The sequence below is a fragment of the Sphingobium cyanobacteriorum genome (assembly GCF_030580935.1).
GTDB classification, from domain to species: domain Bacteria; phylum Pseudomonadota; class Alphaproteobacteria; order Sphingomonadales; family Sphingomonadaceae; genus Sphingobium; species Sphingobium cyanobacteriorum.
Map to the genome: position 1 here is coordinate 718216 of NZ_JAUQOM010000002.1, position 20108 is coordinate 738323.

The window sequence follows — 20108 nt, forward strand, 5'->3', positions numbered from 1 at the left end:
CTATTGCGGCACCACGCTGTAGGGTCGTAATCGCTAGAAGCACCCTCCCGGATTCCAGCTTCAACCGCCGAGCCAAATTTCTTCGCGATGCCATTTAAGGCGGATACGGTGTTCTGCCGAAAGAGGCAGTGGCGGTACCGCATCAATCTTAAGTTCGGCTAACGCTGCAGCACTCAACATTGGGGACGCGATCGCCCGGCCGTGATCGTCGAAGCTCAGAAGGCCGGCGTCGAACGCCGCATCCCAAAGACTTGAGAGCAGAAGCCCGTTATATAAATTCAGCCGCTCTGCGTCGCTCTCGCAGCGGGCCCAAGGAATAATGTGCGAAGCCCGCAAAAGGTCGGGCTCGGTGATACCGGTCAGCGGACATTGGCTATTCCAATATGTCAGTAGTGCGTTGCGGAATTTGTCCTGGCCGATACGGAACTTCTGAATCCGATCGTACTCGGTGTCACCTAGATACGCGCATTCGGCGAGATACTCCTCAAAGGGATGGGTAGGAAGGCTCATCGACAGGCGATAAACATCGCTTACCGCGGCGAATAGGGCGTCCCTGCCAGGAAATACAAATGCGGCCGAATGTCCGTTGGCACAAGGTGCGGCCGGTTCGGCATTTAGCTCCCGGGCCGCTCCGGGATGCGTGATGGAGAGAAAGAGCGGGCCATCGAGACCCGCAACGGTCGCCGCTACTGCGATCTCGCCGGGCGCCGATGCTGATCGAAAGAAAAGCCAACCCGCCGCCTGCTCTGGTCCGATCCGATATCCGTGTTCGTTCGCAGCATCTCGCAACTCAGAGAGCAGCGCGAATGGGTAATTCGTTAGGCGGATTTCTGTCCCTGTCACAAATTGATACCGAGCAAGCGCTGAGCTGGCGGATCACCATGCATCTTAAGTTGCAGGTATGGGGACTCTCTATACTCCGCCGGAGGAGCGGTGGTCGTCGTGACGATATACTGAAACAGCGGTGTCCCGCCGACATGCTCCAACTCTTCGACAATGTCGAACAATCTCCCGTAAATTGATAGGCCAAGGTCGGCTTCTCTCGGACTATCATGCAACAAAAACGCCGGAACCCGCGTCGCTCCTTCAATACTGAGACATATAGCGGAGAGGTCAAACGCGAGGATTTTTAGTGATTCAATCGCCGCCGTGCTTCGATCTCCGCCCATATCAACCGAAAGCTCCAGCCCCTTGCCGGAAAGCGTAACGCGGCCTTGCACATCTTGACGGCCAATAAGGCGACGAATAATCGGATCAAATTTTTCGCTCATTCTGCCGAATACGCGAGCTTGTTTGTCGCGAAATGCCCCCAAACGCTCTCTTTCAGCTTCGAGTTTAACCCCCAGATCGCGGAGGTTCTTGATCGCATTGTCCTGCGTGTCAATAAGATCAGCTAGACGCTCGACATCGTCCTGGACTCTTCGAGCCGTGTACCAAGTAGCCTCTCGCGTATCTCGCGCCTTCTCTATCGCGGCAACACGATTGGCTGCTTGATCCAACTGCTGCTTGGCGAGGGCGATTTGCGGAAGAATCCTCACGCTCTCTTGGCGTAAGCTCTCGAGGCGCTTACCCTGCTCCTCGAACTCAGTCTTTCGTTGTGTCCACCGCTGACGACATGCTTCGGCGTCGGGAATTTTGTGCGAGAGCTTGCATCCCTCAGCCAAAGCTCGGTCGACCGGCACTTCACAAATTGGGCAAATGGGGCTCTCCGCTTCGGCTTGCGAATAGGAAAGCCCGGGTAACTCCCCTTGAATCTCGCTCAGCACTCGCTGCTCGATCGGAATCGACGCTTCGATGCGGATGCGCTCGCCATCAAGACGCGCACACTCAAGTCGTGCAGATTCATGCTGGGCACGCGCCGCAACGAGCTCGCCGCCGCCAGCAGGAAGCTTCGACGCCGCCGCCAGGCGCTCCTCCGCCGACTTTCGCATGACATCGATCAGTAGCGGCATCTCAGGCAAGGATTGGGTCGCGAGATCGAGCGCAGCGACAAGGCGGTTTTGAGTGCGTTCGATTTCCCACCGTCGATGACCGATTTCCTGATCAAGGATTCTACGTCGCTCGCTGAGAGTATTCACTTCACCACGTGTCGTTTGTTCCTCTGGCGTGATCGCCATCAGGAAGGCACGGAGGGCCTCTAGCCTAGGTCCCTTCTCCTGACCGCTCGCGGGTATCGGTGAATCTGAATCCGAAGTTGGCGATCGCCAATCCAGAACGTCGTCGAACCGACATTCCTGGTCCCGCGTCAGCCAAGCTAACGCGATTGGCCAAATCGGTCCGTCTGCCCGGGGACGGACCAGCCTAGCGAGTTCAGTGGTAAGGACACTATGATCGACGGCGTCGATAAAGGGCTCAAGTCCAGTCGATGTCCCCTCGCCGGCGGCCATCTCATCTAGATTGCCGTTCGCAACGGCCATGTGCCGACGGCGAATGCCGAGAGGTCGGACGATCGCCCAACATGTTCCGTCGAGCATAACTTCGGCGCCGACAATGCCGTTCAGGAATGCAGTGCCTATCCGATCTCGCTGTGCCTCCGTGGCGAAACGATCCTCACCGAGGCAATAGCGGATCAACCTGCAGAACAGCGTCTTACCACTGCCATGCCCGATCGCGTTGGTCTGGTCTACCGCCGCATCATCATCGGCTCCGTCTGGGGACCAGACAATATTGAGGCCAGGGCGAAGGGCAACGTCTCGTACCTTTTCCCCGCCGGGCTCCTTCCAGATGACCAGACGCCGGACCCAAAGCCGCGGCCCCTCCGACCCTGCGGCTGGTGTTATCTCGAGGGGCTGTGGCTCCAACAGATCAGGCTGCTGCGGCATCGGTTATCCAGCCCTGTATCTCGTCCGGCAATGAGCGCATCGCTGTGCCTAGATCAATGCCCTTCAACGCTTCCAACACGAAGCCGGCACGGCCGTCGGGCCAAGTTGACGTGTCGATCGCATCGAGTCCGGGTCCAGGCGCCCACGTGCCGTCATCAAGATTCTCAATCAGGCGGCCGTTGCCGCGATGGTTGCGGACAGCCGCTCCCCACGCGGCGTTGTTTCGCGCTACGAACGTCGTGACATTGCCGGTGAGCGGATCGGCCTCGGTGCCCACCAGGCGTTGCCACTCTGCCGCTTTGGCACTGGGCAATGGCAGGGCAAGTAAGCGCGGCTCCAAGACGAACGCAGCCATGAGGCGAACGTCACGGATCGGCTTCGGTCCATCCATCGCCTTGAGAACGGCGGCCAAAGCTGCGCCAGTATCCCCCGGCTGCGACTGTGCAACCCGGGCCCACGCATCATCCGGCATAGAAGCCTCGAGCGGCTTAGTCGGGCGAAGTTCGATCGGATCGGCCGCAACCTGCATTCCAGACAACCGATCGTAGGCGTCAAGCACAAGGCGGCGCGTCCGGTATTCTCCGAAGGCGACTTCTTCGTTTCGTTTAAGACCGCGGAAGGTTTCGGAAGGATAGTCCGGCCCGTTCATGTCGGTCGGATCGAGCATATAGCGCAACTCGTCACGCGAGAGGCCGTATTTGAGCGCGAAGAACGCATCGAGTTCGGCGCGCAAATTAGCGCGACGGGTCGGATCGAAGGGAAAAGGTGCGGCAGAGTACCCAAGGTCTTCGGCCCATGGTCGCATAGAGTGCGAGGTGTAGGTCAGTTCGAGCACACGCGGCGTGATAAATTTTCGATCATCGCTAGTGAACTGGTGCGGTCCGAGGATGGGGAGCTGCTTCATGTAATAGTATTTGAACGACGTCCCACCGGCCTTCTGTCGCGCACTGTAGTCGAGCGGCAAGGAGATCAAATTCGCTAGAATTGGAACTGCTGTCTCAATGGCGCGCGTATGATGCATGATCAAAATCTTATCGCCGGCGCCCACCTTCGGGAATACGCTGGCGATCACTGTCCGCTCGTCGGTTGAGCGACAGATATCTCTCCAGCCCATCAGCCATCGCGGCTGCTTACGGTTGATCAGGGCGGCGGTCAGCGCAAGCGGATCGGAGTCACTGGCCTTGATATAGGCGAGGTCGTCTTTGTGGAGCGGTGTCTCGCGGCACATCTCACGCGCGCCATCAGCAGCCTTGTTTAACCAAGTCGCAAAAGTGCCGCCGACGATTTCGCGCTCGACTGCACGTGGGCCCAGCACCTCGCGCAGACGCGCGCTCGCGCGGTGAGCAGACCGCGCAAGATTGCTCGCCTGCAAATCCGTTGGATCAAGCGTGCCCAGCACCCATTGCGCCAGCACCTTTAAGCAGCCCTCGGCATTACCCTTGCGGAAATATTGCTTGAGCCGGGACGGCACACGGGCCGTGCGAAGTTCGGTTTCGTCGAGCGGAACCCAGTACCACGGGTCGGCCTCGTAATTCAGATCGGACTTTACAGCGTTAGGCGTCGGTGGAAGCGAGCCGTCGCCCGGTCGCTCGGCAAGGCTGGCATAGGAGCCAAAGCGGTGATCAAATTGATGGATCATCTTCGCTTCGTAGAGCGGGACATAGCGTCTCTCGTCCGCGTGGCGCCAATCCGCCCCGTCACGGGAAAAGCCGCCGGCTGTGAGCTGTGCTCCGGTGCGGAAGAGCCCGCTGTCGTTGGACATGTGAAAAAGCGTCTGAAACGTAATGCCCCAGGCATTGTCGTCTCCATCGGGATGATCGGATCGCTCACGGATCAACACGGGTGCAGCACGGTAAAGCTTGCGCGTCAGATCGCTGTCCGCGCGGGTACGAAATAAGGGCGAGGTGAGCGTGTTGGGGTTAAATAACGCAAACTCTTCAGGTGTCAGTTCGATTTGTCTTCGCTCATCAGCTAAGTGATCAAGCTGCCCAATCTCGAAGGATGCGCGGACTCCTCGGCCTGAATCGCCAATTCCCAAGAGGCAGAAGGATTTTCGATCATCTGTGGCAGGAAACCATCTTCTGATCTCATCAAAGCTCAACAGGGTGGCTAGGCGATTGCTCGCAACAAGACTTCCAAAAAAGGCGCTGGTGGAACTGTCGGTAACGATGCCGGTAGGTACGATCACGCCAGCGCGTCCTCGTGGTCGCGCGAGTTGTGAGAAATGTTCAGCGAACAGCGCATAAGTGTTCACATCGCCGATACCACTCAGCGGGAAGCGACCGCTCTTACGTACAAACACACTCGCTGCTTCCGCCGCACGGCTCGCAAACTCGAATTCGGCAGCGAGATCTGCCTGTACGGTGCCTGCTTCTGACTGTTTCAGCGCCTTTATCAGCACTGACCGTGCAGCCTTATTCGGCGCGGTCGCAATCTCGGGATCACGGGCGGCGAAGAACTCCTGCTCTTGCAGTTTGATACGCTCCCAAGGCGGGTTGCCCACCACGACATCGAACCCACCACGCGCCATGATAGTGGGAAATTCGAGCGGCCAATGGAAGGCGCTGACGCCACATGCCGTCCTGTCGATGAGCGTAACGAGCGGGCCATCAAGCGGTTCGCCCCGCGCCGCTGCCCACATGTGATCGGTCTCAGCAATCGTCGGCCCGGCAAAGTCGGCGGAGCCGGGCGCGGCTCCAGTCTTGGGTTGGAAGAATGCCGCGACATATGAATCGCATGCCGTCTTTAGATTGAACCAGCTCGGCCCCATGTGAAGTTGGCTGAACGCCGCCTTCTTGGCAGCGATCTCGTTTAGGGTGTTCTCAGGCATTTCACTCAGTACTATTGCCGCATCGATAAGCCCTGTCGGCGGTTTTAGGCCTGAGAGGAAACCGGTTGCGCCTTTGCCCTCGCGCTGCTCCTTGTTGCGGCGAGCGTAGATCTTTGCCAGACCCTTATCGTCGCCGGCCAATGGGTCATAGGCTTCATCAGGAATGCCGGCGCGCAACGCCTCAATGTTGAAGACGCCTATTAGACTGTCGCCGCAGCGGATATGGCTGTCGAGAAAATTAAGCGGCTTGCCCGGCTCCAACGCCTCGATCCAAAGCGCGACCTTCGCTAGCTCCACGGCCATCGGATTGCGATCCACACCATGGATCGAATGGCGCACGACGTCGCGCATCGCTGCCGGATAGTCGGGCACCTCACTGTTGCGCAGCTGCGCCACACGGAATGCCATCCGGCGCGCGGCGCCAAGCAGGAAATGACCGGAACCGCAGGCTGGGTCGATGACCGAAAGCTTAAGGATCGCGTCGGCGCCTCCCTCCGCTTCGGCCCGTGTAAGCACGGGGTCGAGTGTTGCATCGAGCAACATCTGCACGAGGCTATCCGGCGTATAATAGCTGCCGGAGGTCTTGCGCGCATTGCCCTTCGCTTCCCCGGCATCCGCGAAGCCAAAACACCGACCATGGTCTTTGCGGACTGGGACTAGCTCAAGTAGCCCCTCATAAACGGAGCCGAGCTCCTCCGTCGCCATATCTCGCCAATTCACGCGGACGCGCCGGCCATCCTCGATCAACCAACTCAGATGGAAGACTGCGCTTAGAAAAGCCCGATTCGGCAATCTCGCATCTTCGAGATCAGGTGTACCGCCGCGCGTAAAAAGGCCGCCGAGCGCGGGTAACCCCAGGAGCTTCTCGCCGCGCTCCAGAGCGCGAAAAACGATCTTGGCTGCCTCCCATGCATCATGATGATGATCATGGGAGGAACGCCGAATCGACCGCTTTCGCATGTGGCCGAAGCCATAGGCAGACATATACAGTTCTCGGCTGGCGCCCGATGCCTCGGGTCCATGCAGGAGTTCTCGATCCTCCGCTACCGCGAGGAAGATCAATCTATAGACGACGCGGAGGAGTTGCTCAAACCAGTCTTGCATTGCTAGTTCGCTGGTATCGAGACGCTCGCGCAGACTGATATTGGCATCCAAATAGCCCTGTCCCAGGGCAAGCAGAGCGTTCTCGACGTTGCCTCGTAGTCTTTCGCGCACGGCAGTGCCGGCCCGTTGTCCTGCCTCACGCCAGTTTTCCAGCGGACTGTCGCTCGCCGCCGCGCCTTCGGAGCCGAAGCGCGTCGCGTGAAGCAAGAGCCAGGCCGCAGTGAAATCAGCGAACATCTCGTCGCGGAAGATCGCGCCGAGATCGGCCTCAATATAGGTCGGCCGGGTGAAGCTGGCGTTGTCACGCATCAGACGCACACGATCACCCGCGAATGCCAGCCCCCAGTTGGCATCGACATTGGCATTGAGCCAATCCTGCAACAACACGACTGGCGACCGCTTCGCGGTGCCCCCGCCCACGCCATCACCGAATTCGGGAAGCGCACGCGTAAATCCTTCGGCAGCCTTGCCCTTCTCGTCCTTGATCGGCGCCGCCACAACGATCGGCACACGCCCGGCCTTTGCTTCCCACGTTATGCGGTATCGGCGACCGTCGAGCTCGTGCACGACCGGCCCGGTCAGCACGAAACCAAAAGCCTGCTCCAGCAGCACCTTTACGAAGGCTGCGGTCTGGGTCACCGTCGGTGCATCGATCGCGGCATATCCGCGCCAATGCGCTTGGCCGATCCGGAAATAGCGCGTGATCTCCTCGCGTAGAGAGGTGCCCTTCGGGCAGAGATAATCGGCGGCAGTCTTTTGGCTTGGGGTTGCGGACGCGATGGCAACCAGTTGTTCGGGAGCGATCAACGCCCCTTCGATCGATATCGCCGTAAAGCCGATATCGGCGGCACGCTTGCTAGATCGCGACATCAATTTGCCTCCGGCAACAGCACATAGAGACCGATGATATCGGCGGGCAAAACGGGCGTGACCCTGACGGTAGAGCCGCCACCGGCGGCATCGGTTAGTCGCTGATGATCGTCCGACAGCACATCTCCGCGCGATCGCGCAAAAGCTGCGATCGCCCCTTCATAGCCGGGCAATCGGCCGCGGGCCGCGTCCAGATGGCGGATGCGAGTGTCGGTTTCGAGATTGGCCGATGCTTCGGCTTCGAGCAGGGACAGAGCCTCGGGTCCGCTGAGCGTGGTAATCTGGCCGAGGCCGCCAAAGGCCAGACCAGTGGTCTCCTCCGCGAGTAACAGACGATTGGTGCGGCCGCTCGTGACGAGTTGGAAACGCAGTCGCACGAGTAGCAGGGTCGTCATCTGAGTTACCGCCCGTGTACGCCAGACTCCTGCGCGACCCAGCGGATTGGCTTCAGAGCCCTTGGGATCAAGCGCGCCTTCGGCAAGCGTTTCAGCAAGCGTGGCCACCAGCGGGTGGACACGGCCGACATGGGTAACCCCTGGCGACGGATCATCGACGAAAGCGATCCGACGCGTGCCCACCAGTCCGCGCAGTTCAAGACGCTCCCGCATCGTCTGCGGCAACGCGGTGAGATGAACCAATTGATGATCGCCCGCGTTTTCGAGCGGTGCTTGCACACGACGTAACGCCCGATCAGTGAAGCGTGCGACTTCATCCGGCCCGCCGTTTAGCGCGCGCATCTTCCGCCATTCTGGGATCACTTCGTCGGGCTTCAATGCACCCTGCGCGTAGCGCGCCCGGCTGGCCTTCACATTTTCGGCGGTGTCACGCCATGCCGTATCGAGCCGCTCGGGCGCGGTACCGAAATCGAACACGAACTGTGTCCGCGTGCTGCCCTTCCGTAACAAGACGGCCTGCATGAGCGCGGCGGTGACGCCGGCCTGATCCTCAGGCATCGGCACTGCGACGCCGGTCGCCTTCTGAATAGCCTCGGCCTTGCGGATGATGACGCTCAGTACCGCGCCATCGATCGCGCTATTCTCACCATACATCATCAGAGATCGCACCAGCGGCGCCTGCTGGCCGAACCGATCGACTCGTCCCTCCCGCTGCTGATGGCGGGTCGGGTTCCAGCTCAGATCGTAATGGATTACGCTATCGAACAGGCTTTGCAGGTTGATGCCCTCGGACAGACAATCGGTGGCGACCAGAATGCGATTGTCGAACGGCTGCAGTGCCTCCACCCGGTCGCGGCGGTCATCGGGAGTTAGCATGCCCGTTATCACTGCCACCTCGGCCTTTGGCCAGATCTTGCGCAGTACGGCGCCCAGCGCCTCGGCCGTGGCGATGAAACGGCAGAATATAACCGGCTTCGCACCATCCTTCAGCAAGGGCCGAAGCTCCGCCACGAGGCGGCGAATCTTGGGGTCCTCATCGCGCCGCGCATCAAGCGCCTGCGCCTGGGCGATCAGTTCCCGCAACGCACCCTGTTCTTCGCCCTGCGCGGCGGCTGTGGCCGGCTCAAGATCGCCTTCGTCGAGCATTCCGTCCTCGGCGTCGAACACGACCGGTTCGATCGCGCCTTCCTCGGCGATACCGCCCAGCCGGTTGCCGAGCGCACTCGCCGCCGCCGCGGACGACGAGCCCACGCAACGCATCAGCGCGAGCGTGCCCCAGAAGGCCAGACGACGGCTGCGCTGATCAGCGCCTGCGCGCTCAGTGACCGACAGGCAATAATCGAGCACATCTTCCTGAAAGCTCGCGAAGTCGCCGGTGAGGAGGTAGGCAGCTTCATTGGTCTTATGCTGGGCAAAGGCACGACGCTCGCCCCAGCCGTCCTGGATATCGGCTCGACGCCGTTGGACGAAATGCTGTGCGAGCCTGCGAGCATAACGCTCGCGGGCATTGGCATCGCCGCTCTCCGCGCCGCCGGCCAGATCCGGGTGGATCAGTCCGAGCAGCCTATCATAAGCAACGACGTCGCCACTATGCGGGGTCGCCGTCAGGAGCAGCATATGCCGTTCGATATTGACGGCGAGCCGTTCGAGCAGCTCGAACCGCTGATGTTTGCCACGCTCCCCACCGACGCAGCTATGCGCCTCATCAACGATCACGAGCGGCGGACAGGCCCGCGCAAATTCATCGCGTCGGCTGTCAGCCTTGATATAATCGAGGCTGACGACGGTGTAGGGATAGGCTTCGAACAGGCTTTGCGAGGTCGGCAGGCCGCGTTCGAGGCTCCGCGCACGCGCCGAGGTGACCGCAACGGCATCAATATCGAATTTTTCGCTGAGTTCGCTGACCCATTGATCGACGAGATGCGGAGGGCACAGCACGGCGAAGCGATCGACCGTGCCGCGATCGAGCATTTCGCGCAGGATCAGCCCAGCCTCGATCGTCTTGCCGATCCCGACATCGTCGGCAATCAGCAGGCGGACGACCGGCAATTTCAGGGCCATCATCAGCGGTACGAGCTGATAGGCGCGCGGCTCGACGCCAAGATGGGCCGCGCTCCGGAACGGCCCCGCGCCGCGCCGCAACGACAGGCGCAGCGCGTCGGCGAGCAATCGCGCGCCGTCCTGAGTATCGAGACGATCGGCGGTCGGCGCGGCAAAGCTGGCCGGCGTCACCGGCTCCAGTTCGAGCGATGGCGCGATGAGCTGGGCATCCTCATCGGAACCCGACAGCGGACGCATGTTCAGCAGGCCTTCGCCGGGCGACGGCAGCACAATCCATTCGCGACCCCGCGCCCTGATGAGATCACCGGGTGAAAAAACAACATTTTCCATCAGGAGGCTCCCAGTGCCGCCAGAAGGACGGCTGGCGGCTGATCGCCGGGAGCGTCCGGAAGTGCGACGATGTCGAGTATGCCGAGCGCGCTCGCCGCTTCGACCAATGTGTCAGGCATCGGTCCTGACACTGCTAATACATCCTTCGCCGGCCAATAGAGCGGGTAGTTTTCTCCCGCGATTTTCACTGATGCCGGTTTCGGCAAGCCCCAGCCTGCGAGCGCCTCTGGCCACCCATGCCCGTTGCTCTGGACAGGCACCGCGGCGGCATCCGCAGCCGCAAGCGAGCAGAGAAATGCCACCACTTCGGGATCGCGACGATCGATCAACTCATGATCTGGCTGATTATAATAAGACAGCAGGCAGCGGTAACAGCCAGCGACGCAGGCGCCTTCTTTTTCGCTCATGTGCCCAGGGTCGAACGGCGCCTCATAGTGCATCAGCGACAATGCCCGTTGCGCGACCTCGGCCAGGCTCTCAGGCTGGGACACCAGCCGGTTGAGCACACCGGCCCCGCCTTCTGTCGCTTCGTAAAGCAGTATCGTGTTGCGCTGATCGCGGGTGGGCAAGGGCTCGCCGAGCAACTCTGCCTCCTCCAGTTCGTAACCAATCTGGATACCGCGCAGCAGCGCATGCTGAAGTGTTGCCATCTGACCTTTCGACAGGTCGGCAATCGGCCGCAGGAGCAGCGCATTCTTGTGATCTTCGACGATCGGCACGATGCGTTGGGCTTTCGCCGCCGTCACATCACCCTCGTTGTTGGCATCATCGTCGCCGCCGTCGAGGGAATCCTTCAGCCATCGACCGGATTGGGGATCGATGCAGAACCCAAGAATTGACTTCGATTTGCGCCGCCTGAGCCCCTTGTTGATGCGGGAAAGCTTAGCCGACGCGCCGAAATCGAGGTGGAGGAGGGGGCCGTCTGACCCCTTGAGTACCGCGGAGCGGATGTCCGGCGCACCGCTTTTCATCGGCCATTGGAAGACGGTCTGAATCTCGAACCCACGCCGCTGCCGGTCCTCGTCGTTCGCGGTAATCCGCGCTGATGGGGATGTTTCGACATTGTCGATCCGATAGACAGCATTTAACCGCTCAACGCCGCCGAGCGAAGCGTTACAGGCGTGACAGCGCTCCTGCAGCTCATCGCTATGAGCTGCACCGCATTCGCCGCAAAGGATCAGCGTGGACGTCGCAAGTTTGCCATCATCCATGCGGTCGGCGGGCAGCTTCGCCTTGGTGACGCGGTAGGCTCGGCCCTCATGATAGATCAAGCTGTTGGGGCCGAACTCCGCGATCGCAAGGAAGCGCGGCCGTTGCAGCATCGCGCCCTTGGTAGCCGGGATGAATGCATAGAGAGGAAGTCGCGGGAAATTGTACCCTGGAAGGAACCCCTCGGTCGCGAGATAGCGATACGTGTAAAAGTCCGACCCACTCGATGCACGACCGCGTTCGAGGATGTCGAGTTCCTTGGAGGCGTTACGGTAGCGTGTCGCGGCAGCAGTGCGCTCGCCGGCCTTAAGGCCCGTCTTCTGTTGGATTGCATGCGCCAGCTCCTGCTCATTGCGGGCGCCGCGGTGCAGCCCTCGCCAACGCTCGAAACTTGCGGCAAACGCTCCTGCCGCTTCTACATCGGTCTCAGCGACGAACGCCTCGACGTCGGCGAGCCACGGCACATCCTTGGCGTTGACCGCAGGCAACATTGCATCGACCAGCCTGCGCATAATCGGGCGTGCCGCGCCGGTCGAAGCCAGGCGCTCGAAACAGACGGTGATATTAGGTGTGATCGGCATGTCCTTCACGGTCATGTCGAGATTCTCGGGAATTGACGACCTCAGCGGAACGACAGCTGCGGCGAGCCACTCGGCATGCAGGTGACTCTTGAGCAGATCCTTATTGGCCAGATCGAGCGCGGGTGGTCGCACGATCCCAGCGACAAGCGCCTGCCGGTCAGCGAAATAATATTGATCGTGCGGGGACTGGGCAGCGCAATAGGTCACAACCAGCGCCGCTTGGCCGCTGCGGCCAGCACGGCCGGAGCGCTGCGCATAATTTGCTGGCGTCGGGGGCACGTTGCGCATGTAAACTGCGTTGAGCGCGCTAATGTCGACCCCCAGTTCCATCGTCGGCGAACAGAACATGGCGGGTAGGAAATCGGTCGGCTCACCCTGCTCGATCATTCGGTCTTTGTTGACCTCAATTCGCGAGACGTCATCCCGCTCATAGCGGAACCTATCCTCGCGCCAGCCACGAACCTCCTGATCGACCTGGGCCGTATGTTCGCGCGCCTCGAAGGCATTCGGCAACCTGCCAGGCTGTCCGAGCATTTCAGCGACTTGATCATAGAGTGCCCGAAAGAACGCGTTTTGGCGTTTGGCGTCCGCGCGCGTTTCAGTGGCGAACAGCCGCAGTGACGACGGTGAAACTCGCCATGCCGCCGCGTCGAATCCAGATGAAATCCGGCGCACCAGCTGATGCGCCTCGGCCGCCTTAAGCAGCGCCCGGATCATATCGTCATACTCGCTGACCGGCAGTGTATCGCCCCAAATATCCTTGTGACGAAGAGCCTTTCCCAGATTGGTTCGCCAGCCGGCGCGGACGATCAATGCATCCTCGGTGGCCTTGCTTTCTCCCTTTCTGGGCGGGTCAATCATCAGGAACCCGCTCTCGCGAAGGCCGTCTTCCTCTTCGCGATCGATCGCCCAGGGATCGCGCAGGCGGGTGCGCGAGTCTTGGGCCGTCTGCAGCACACGCTGCCGATCGAGTGCATCGGTGGCGATGGCGAGGCCTTGCCGCATTTGATCGAACAGTTTTTCGTACAGCAGCTTGCGTTGCGCAGGCGTTGCCAGCCGCAAGCGGGCATTGCCCTGAAACTCTTCCTCGTCACTGACGAGCTCATCCAGCCCCTGAAACCGCGCGGCGATGAGCCCGACCTCCTCCAGGTTCGGATTGGTATAGCGCCAGCCGCGGCGCAGGTCGGCCCAAAGCCGATGCGCCAGAACCTGCGTCAGCACCTCTTCGGCTTGCTGGCGATTGCTGTAGCCTTTGACATTGGGATCGAGCATCCAGTCGGCACAACGGCTCGACTCTTCCAGACTGAACCCGAGCGCCTCACGGATCGCATCGCCGAACTTCGCGTGCGACAGGCCTTTGTCACCAGCCTCGCGCACCGCGCGAAGGATCGCACCGCGCAGCAGTGTCACGAAGATGAAGTCGTTGAAGTGCCCAGCCTGTAGTGCTGCATCCTGTCGGTTGTCGGTAAACCCCAGAAGTTTGCGGGTATGCTTGTCGATCGACCCGTCCCGATCCATCCACGCAAGGATCATTGACACGATAAGGGTTGTCGCGGAACTCCGGCCTTCGGCCGACAGACCTGCCAGCTTGTTGATGTCGCGCGCCTGTGCTGGCGGCTGAAGTCGGCACTGCGGACAGAAGCGATATTTGCCAGGAAAGAACCATGCGGGGACGCCGTCACCGCCAAGCGATCCGTCGGGCCGGACGAGATAGAGATGTCCTTCGTGCTTGCCCCGATGGGCGCTTTTCAGCCGTTCCTGCTCGGCGGGCGTTACCTCCTGCCAGTCATCGGGATAGTCGGCCGGCTGACCACTGAATTCGAAGTCTCCGTTGACGGCGGGAACAAGGAAACCGGTGCGCGTACCATCGGCTTCCACCTCATCCCGCGCCGGTTCATCGATCGGCCGCGCGATGATCCGATCACCATCCAGATCGCTGATTACGGATACGCTATGATGCTCTTGGCCGCATTCGCGGCAGAAGAAGAGCGGGTAAAGTCGAGCATTATCATCGTCTGGGTGAAAGAGCTGTCCCTCAAGTGAGACCCGGCGCGTCGCGGCCGGCTCGATCGTCGCATAAGCCTGACCGGCACCGGAAATGAAGCGATGGAGCTTAAACGCAAGAAATGCCCGATCGCCGATGCCGCCACGCTGATCTTCGCGGCGGCCCATCATGGACAGCATATTGGCCAATGCGGCGACACACTGATCTTCCGGCAGTAGTGTTTTCTCGGCGAGTTCCTTGGCGGCATCTGGCAGCGTTATGGGACGCCGGCGTCTTAGCTTCTCTCCCTCCTGCAAGCCAATTCGAGTTTCAATCCAGCAGGCGAGAGGATGATCGCGAAGCTCCGCATTGGACAAAGTCCGGCTCAGCGGCGTTTCGACCAGCGCCCTGAGGTCCTGACCAAGGCCATCGACGTTGACCGAAGTAGATGTGGCTCGTTGGAGAAGCTCATCGATAATGCTGTTCGGGGAAATCGGTTCTCCGAACAGTTTCGTGGCGACCTCGGCAACGGCGACCGCCCGCTTTTCCTCTTCCGGCGAACTCGACATCGTGGCGGACGTACCAATGCAGATCAGCTTCTTGCCGGCGCACAGACGTTCCTTCACACGGCGGACGAGCATTGCGACGTCTGCGCCCTGCCGTCCGCGGTAGGTATGGAGTTCGTCGAGGACGAGGAAGTCGAGCCCGGTGGCGTTGCCGATGACAGCCTGATCGAGCGGATCCTGCCGGGTCATCAGCAGCTCGAGCATCATGAAGTTGGTCAGCAGGATGTCCGGCTTACTGCGCGCAATCGCCTGCCGCTCAGCCTCGTTTTCCTGGCCCGTGTAGCGCGCAACCGTCGGTTGGAGCGCGGCGGGGAGATCTGCATCCCTAATGAATTTGGTGATCTCCCCCAGCTGGCTGTTGGCGAGCGCATTCATTGGATAGATGATGATCGCGCGGGTTCGTGGCGCTTCGCCAGCCCGGCGCGCGCGGACGATCGCGTCCACCACCGGGATGAAGAAGCATAGCGACTTCCCCGATCCCGTGCCGGTGGTGACGATGAAGCTTTCCTTGTTTGCGGCCTTGGCCACCGCACGCTCTTGATGCCGGTGAAGTCGCAGGCTGACCCTTGGGTTTCCGACTGCGAAGATCGATGCCAGGGCCGGGTCGAGAACCCCATCGGCGACGAGTTCGTCGATCGACCGGCCCGGCTCAAACCGAGGGTTAATGGTGATCAAAGGATCGGGCCAGAATTTGCGGTCGCTGTAAATAGCGTCGATCTGAGCCGCAATTTCGGGCGCGCGGAAGATCGAAAATGATCGCGCAAAGGCTGCGTAGCGCTCGACAAGCGCGTCATCCAACTCAAATATGTTCACGCCGCCCGCCCCAACTCTTTCTTGTTCGTCATCGCATCAACGCAGACCAATCCAATGCTCTTAGCTAAAGAGCCTCGATTTCGTTGGCCAGTGCAAGTCGAACTACCAGATTCTACTTTTTCGATGCCACCGAATGGCCGTCCCCTGCCGCATTTCCTCGCGTCCCGGTATCACACAAAGCCCGTCCGTGCATCGTCCTCCAAGTATGCGATGTGACGCTCGTCACTCTCAAAATGTGCACAGAGCGAGCATGTTATGTCGAGGATATTATCCTTACCTCTCCTTCCAGGGGCCACCGCTAGGCCATTCGCCGTCAAAGGCGGCGCCTTGGCCGAGCGCCAGCACCGCCGGCATCACTAGCGCAGCGATCTGCGCTTGAATGGCGGCGAACGGCTCGGGGGCCAGCGCGATTTCGGTCCGCCGCAGGAACGCTGTCCATTGGCCCTGCTTCTCGTCCGCGAAGCCGGGCGTGAGCGCCGGGGGCGTCTCGGCGGGCAACGGGGTTTGACGGCGATCGAAGGTGGCCTGAATGGCGCGCGACAGCACGGCGCCATCGAACGCGAACGATCCGGCTATCGCCCAGATGTCGTAGAAATCCTTCAGCCGCGTGTTCAGCATGCCGAGCGCGACCATGGCCTGGAATTTCTCGGCCACGACCGTTTCGGGCGGATAGGCCCGAAGATGCGCGGTGGGCTGGCCGAGCAGCGAGGGATATTCGATCTCGATCGCGCCCGGCGTAATCGCGTCGCCATAGCCGATATCGACGTGCATCGGCAGGCGCGCGCCGGCGAGTTCGGCGACGAAGTCGATACGGACACCGGCATATTCATCCTCGGCCCGGGCTGCGGCCGCGCGGAGGGTCTCGGGCCGGAACACGATGCCGTCGTCATCGACCGCGACACCAAGTATTTCCTGAAAGACCGTCGCGAGTTGGTCGGGTGCGTTCTCGCCCATGCCAAGTAGGTCGAGGTCGCCGGTCGCGCGATAAGGGGCTGCCGCCCACAGGCTGAACAGCATCGCGCCCTTGAGCACGAACCGCTCGCGATGGGGCGACAGGCTCAGGCGGAACAGCAAGCGTTCGATGACGTAGCGGGTCATCAGCAGCTGCGCATTTTCCCGGCGTTCGCGGGCGCGCGCCGTTAGCCGGTCGCGTACCGAGATCGCCATGTTCTTTGGTGGCCGGCTCATGTCATCGCTTCGAGATAGGGTCGGATCACCGATTGGACCCTATCGAGCTGAGCATAACGGTAGATCGCATTGAGGTCCGGCCGGGGCCGGGACTTCATGAAATCGCGCAGGGCCTCGACCGCCACGTCAATGCCGATCTTGTTGCGGTGCTTGAAGCAGTCGGCGACGGTCTTGGCCGGTACGGTGATGGGCACGGGGACGCCGTCGATGATATGTGTCTCCACGCCCGCTGTCAGTGCTTCGCCGCTTGCGCGGACGATCTTGAGCGCCACGGACGGATTGACTGGCGCCCAGTCCTTCTGGCCGAGCATCATCCACACGGCATGGGGGGTCTGCGTGGTCAGTTCGTGGAACTGCAGCGCCGAGAGCAGGCAGATGACGCCACGCGGCTGGATCCGCACGGCCTCGGCCAGGCTCGTCGCGCTATCGACGTCAGCATCGGCGAGCTTGTAGAGGCCGCGGCCGACCTGTTGAAGGACGCCTTCGTCGCGCAGCCTTTGCAGCGTCGCCCGCGTGACGCCGGCCGCGTCGAAATCGCGTCCCCGCGCAATGCCGCAGTGCCGGACGACCTCCAGGGCCCGTTCTCGATGAGTCGTCGGTTCCATGAGGCTTGATATAATTCCTTGGTATTTACATGCAATGACCAAGCTTTTGTATCGTTGCACCGCGATACGTTGTTCCGCCGGTGCCAATGAAGATCGTGGGGAAAGCCTTCCCCTGACGGCCAGCCTGGGTCTGGCCGTACCCCTTCTGCGGGGCCGGAGCCCCGCAACGCCCCGGATGGTACGCGGAATCAGCGGAGCGCACACTGCCAACTTCTGGCGAAGCCGGTCAGGGTGCACGCGTTCTCGTTTCCCGCGTTGCACTCTTGCTCTGCCCGGAGGCCGCAGCGGCGGCTGGCCCCCAGGCCCGCGCGCACGCCGCCGCGCCGGCCGGTCGCCGCAAGGGTGCGTTTCTGTGGCGCCGCGTGCGGCGCAGATGCTTGGGGCTCTGCCCCCGGCGCCCTTCGGAGCGGCTTCCGCCCAGCTTCCTCCACGCTGCGCGTTCCGTGCAGCCGGTTCCCCGCGAAGCCGCCCACTCCGGTTGCACCCCCGGTCTCGCCGACGGGCAGGGTTTCAGCGCGGCGCTCCGCTGCGCGAAACCCAAGCCCAAGGAGCAGTAAGATGACCGATACCGTTCAGACCGAAGCCGTCAGTGGCATCGAGATTTTCGTGCCGCTGAACAAGCTCAGGAAGTCGCCCAAGAACGCGCGCAAGGTGCCGCATGGGGAAGCCGCTATCGAGGCGCTGGCCGCGTCTATCCAGCACAAGGGGCTTATCCAGAACCTTGTCGTCGAGCCGGAAACCAAGGAGGACGGGACGCCGACCGGCTATTATCTCGTCACCGCTGGCGAGGGACGCAGGCTGGCGATGCTGCTGCGCGCCAAGCGCAAGCAGATCAGGAAATCGGAAGCCGTGCGCTGCTGGCTCGACACCGCCAACGATCCGTCCGAGATCAGTCTCGACGAGAATGTGACGCGGACCCCGATGCACCCCGCCGATCAGTTCGAGCGGTTTGCGGAGCTTTCCAACGACAAGGGTTGGGGCGCGCACGAAATCGGCGCGCGGTTCGGAGTGTCGGCTTCCGTGGTGAAGCAGCGGCTTCGCTTGGGCGCTGTCTCGCCCAAGCTGTTGCAGGTCTATCGTGAGGATGGCCTTACGCTGGACCAGCTTATGGCCTTCGCCATCACCGAGGATCACGTCCGTCAGGAGCAGGTGTTCGAGAACCTGCATCACAATCGCGAGCCGTGGATCATCCGGCGCGACATGACCGCCGCCAACGTGCCCGCCGATGATCGCCGCGCGGTTTTCGTCGGTTCCGACGCCTATGTCGAGGCGGGCGGCAACATCATACGCGACCTGTTCAGCGAGGATCGGGGCGGTTTCTTCGAGGATGCGGGCTTGCTCGATATGCTTGCCATCGAGAAGCTGCGCGAGATCGCCTGGACCGTGCAGGCCGAAGGCTGGAAATGGGCAGAGGCGCATATCGACTATCCCCATGCCCACGGGATGCGGCGCTTCTATCCGCAGACCGTCGCCCTGTCCGAGGAGGACGAGGCCCGGCTGGAGGCGCTGTCCACCGAGCATGACGAACTGGCCGAGGGCTATTCGTCCTATGACCAGATGGCCGAGGACGTAGCGGCAAAGCTGGAGGCGGTGTCCGACGAGATCGACGTCATTTCGGCCAAGCGTTACGCCTACGACGCCAATGTGATCGTCCACGGTGGCGTGTTCGTTGTGCTTCACCATGACGGCACGGTCAGGATCGAGCGCGGTTTCGTTCGTCTCGAGGACGAGGCGCTGGCGGTCCCGCAGCCCGAGCCGGAAGCCGAAGGCGACGCGACTGCCCCGGAGGTGGGGGAGGACGAGCAACCGGAGGACGGCGACGGGGACGTGCAGGAGATCGAGGAGGACGAGGAACCGGGCAAGCCGATTTCCGACAGCCTCATTCGCGACCTGTCCGCCCACCGAACCCTCGCCTTGCGGGTGGCGCTGGCCGATCAACCCGGCATCGCGTTGATCGCACTGACCCACACGCTCACCGCGCAACTGTTCTATAGCTATGCGGAGGCCGGTTGCCTTGAGGTCCGCCCGACCGTGACTCCTTTGGGAAGCCACGCAGACGGAATCGAGGACACGCCATTGGCGGCGCGGGCGAGCGAGCAACACGAGGCATGGGCCGAGCGGATGCCGCGCGACGTAGCGGACCTTTGGAGCTTCATCGTCGGGCTGCCAGACGAGAAGCGAACCGCGCTGCTGGCACATTGCGCCGCCCGCACCGTCAACGCGCTGCGGTTGCCGTGGGATCGCAAGCCCCGGTCGTTGCAGACCACCGACCGACTGGCGCGCTTGCTGGCGCTGGACGTGGCGAAGGACTGGACACCCACGGTGGACAGCTATCTTGGCCGCGTCACCAAGGCGCATATCGTCCAAGCTGTGTCCGAAGGCGTGTCCGACGATGCCGCCCGCCGCATCGCCGACATGAAGAAGCCGGACATGGCGCAGACCGCCGAGCAGCTTCTGACAGGTAGTGGCTGGCTTCCCACCGTGCTGCGGATGCCGAAGGCGGAAGAGGAGCAGCCCGCGCCGGTCGAGACCGAGGACTTGGGAAGCGTGGAGCAGCCGTCCGAAGCGGAGGCTCCCTATACCGAAGCGGAGGACTGCGAAGAGTCCTTTGCCGTCGCCGCCGAATAGTAAGCGCTAAAACACCCCCACGGGGGAGCGCTCAGGCGGCCTGATCGATGACGGGGCTGGTGGCAGCGCGACTATCTACCCAGTTGTATGGGAGCAGATCATCGATGGGATCTGCATCGCCG

General features: G+C 61.6%; 8 protein-coding genes. 1 reads left to right on the plus strand and 7 read right to left on the minus strand.

Translation table 11 applies throughout. The features are described 5' to 3' along the window. Positions 1 to 60: 60 nt before the first annotated feature. From Q4610_RS08455 to Q4610_RS08485, 7 genes are all read right to left on the minus strand, one after another. Positions 61 to 843 carry an HNH endonuclease gene (locus Q4610_RS08455; RefSeq protein WP_304535532.1) on the minus strand — a complete coding sequence of 261 codons (783 nt, stop codon included), beginning with the start codon at positions 841 to 843 and terminating at the stop codon, positions 61 to 63. Beyond that, positions 840 to 2822 (minus strand): chromosome segregation protein SMC, encoded by a 1983-nt coding sequence (locus Q4610_RS08460; protein WP_304535533.1) that lies wholly within the window; start codon positions 2820 to 2822, stop codon positions 840 to 842. Before Q4610_RS08460 ends, Q4610_RS08455 begins: the two co-directional genes overlap by 4 nt. After that, positions 2806 to 7626 (minus strand): Eco57I restriction-modification methylase domain-containing protein, encoded by a 4821-nt coding sequence (locus tag Q4610_RS08465; protein ID WP_304535534.1) that lies wholly within the window; start codon positions 7624 to 7626, stop codon positions 2806 to 2808. Before Q4610_RS08465 ends, Q4610_RS08460 begins: the two co-directional genes overlap by 17 nt. Continuing rightward, positions 7626 to 10253, minus strand: coding sequence for a DEAD/DEAH box helicase (locus Q4610_RS08470; protein WP_304535535.1), 2628 nt, complete (start codon positions 10251 to 10253; stop codon positions 7626 to 7628). The genes Q4610_RS08465 and Q4610_RS08470 overlap by 1 nt, the downstream gene beginning before the upstream one ends. Positions 10254 to 10411: 158 nt before the next feature. Continuing rightward, the gene (locus Q4610_RS08475; protein WP_304535536.1) at positions 10412 to 15565 is read right to left on the minus strand and encodes a DEAD/DEAH box helicase; all 5154 of its coding nucleotides are present in this window, start codon (positions 15563 to 15565) and stop codon (positions 10412 to 10414) included. Between the two features lie 273 nt (positions 15566 to 15838). Continuing rightward, positions 15839 to 16663: a nucleotidyl transferase AbiEii/AbiGii toxin family protein gene (locus tag Q4610_RS08480; protein WP_304535537.1), complete on the minus strand. Its 825-nt coding sequence runs from the start codon at positions 16661 to 16663 to the stop codon at positions 15839 to 15841. Positions 16664 to 16749: 86 nt separating this feature from the next. After that, positions 16750 to 17358 carry a type IV toxin-antitoxin system AbiEi family antitoxin domain-containing protein gene (locus Q4610_RS08485; RefSeq protein WP_304535538.1) on the minus strand — a complete coding sequence of 203 codons (609 nt, stop codon included), beginning with the start codon at positions 17356 to 17358 and terminating at the stop codon, positions 16750 to 16752. A 558-nt stretch (positions 17359 to 17916) separates the two neighbouring features. On the opposite strand from Q4610_RS08485, the gene Q4610_RS08490 reads away from it, so the two are divergent. After that, positions 17917 to 19986 carry a ParB/RepB/Spo0J family partition protein gene (locus Q4610_RS08490; RefSeq protein ID WP_304535539.1) on the plus strand — a complete coding sequence of 690 codons (2070 nt, stop codon included), beginning with the start codon at positions 17917 to 17919 and terminating at the stop codon, positions 19984 to 19986. The last annotated feature ends 122 nt before the right edge of the window (positions 19987 to 20108 follow it).

What these genes read in the sequence shown, in the direction of transcription:
- Q4610_RS08485 (WP_304535538.1), bottom strand. Translation starts at nt 17,358, where the DNA reads ATGGAACCGACGACTCATCGAGAACGGGCCCTGGAGGTCGTCCGGCAC.
- Q4610_RS08490 (WP_304535539.1), top strand. Translation starts at nt 17,917, where the DNA reads ATGACCGATACCGTTCAGACCGAAGCCGTCAGTGGCATCGAGATTTTC.
- Q4610_RS08460 (WP_304535533.1), bottom strand. Translation starts at nt 2,822, where the DNA reads ATGCCGCAGCAGCCTGATCTGTTGGAGCCACAGCCCCTCGAGATAACA.
- Q4610_RS08465 (WP_304535534.1), bottom strand. Translation starts at nt 7,626, where the DNA reads ATGTCGCGATCTAGCAAGCGTGCCGCCGATATCGGCTTTACGGCGATA.
- Q4610_RS08480 (WP_304535537.1), bottom strand. Translation starts at nt 16,663, where the DNA reads ATGACCCGCTACGTCATCGAACGCTTGCTGTTCCGCCTGAGCCTGTCG.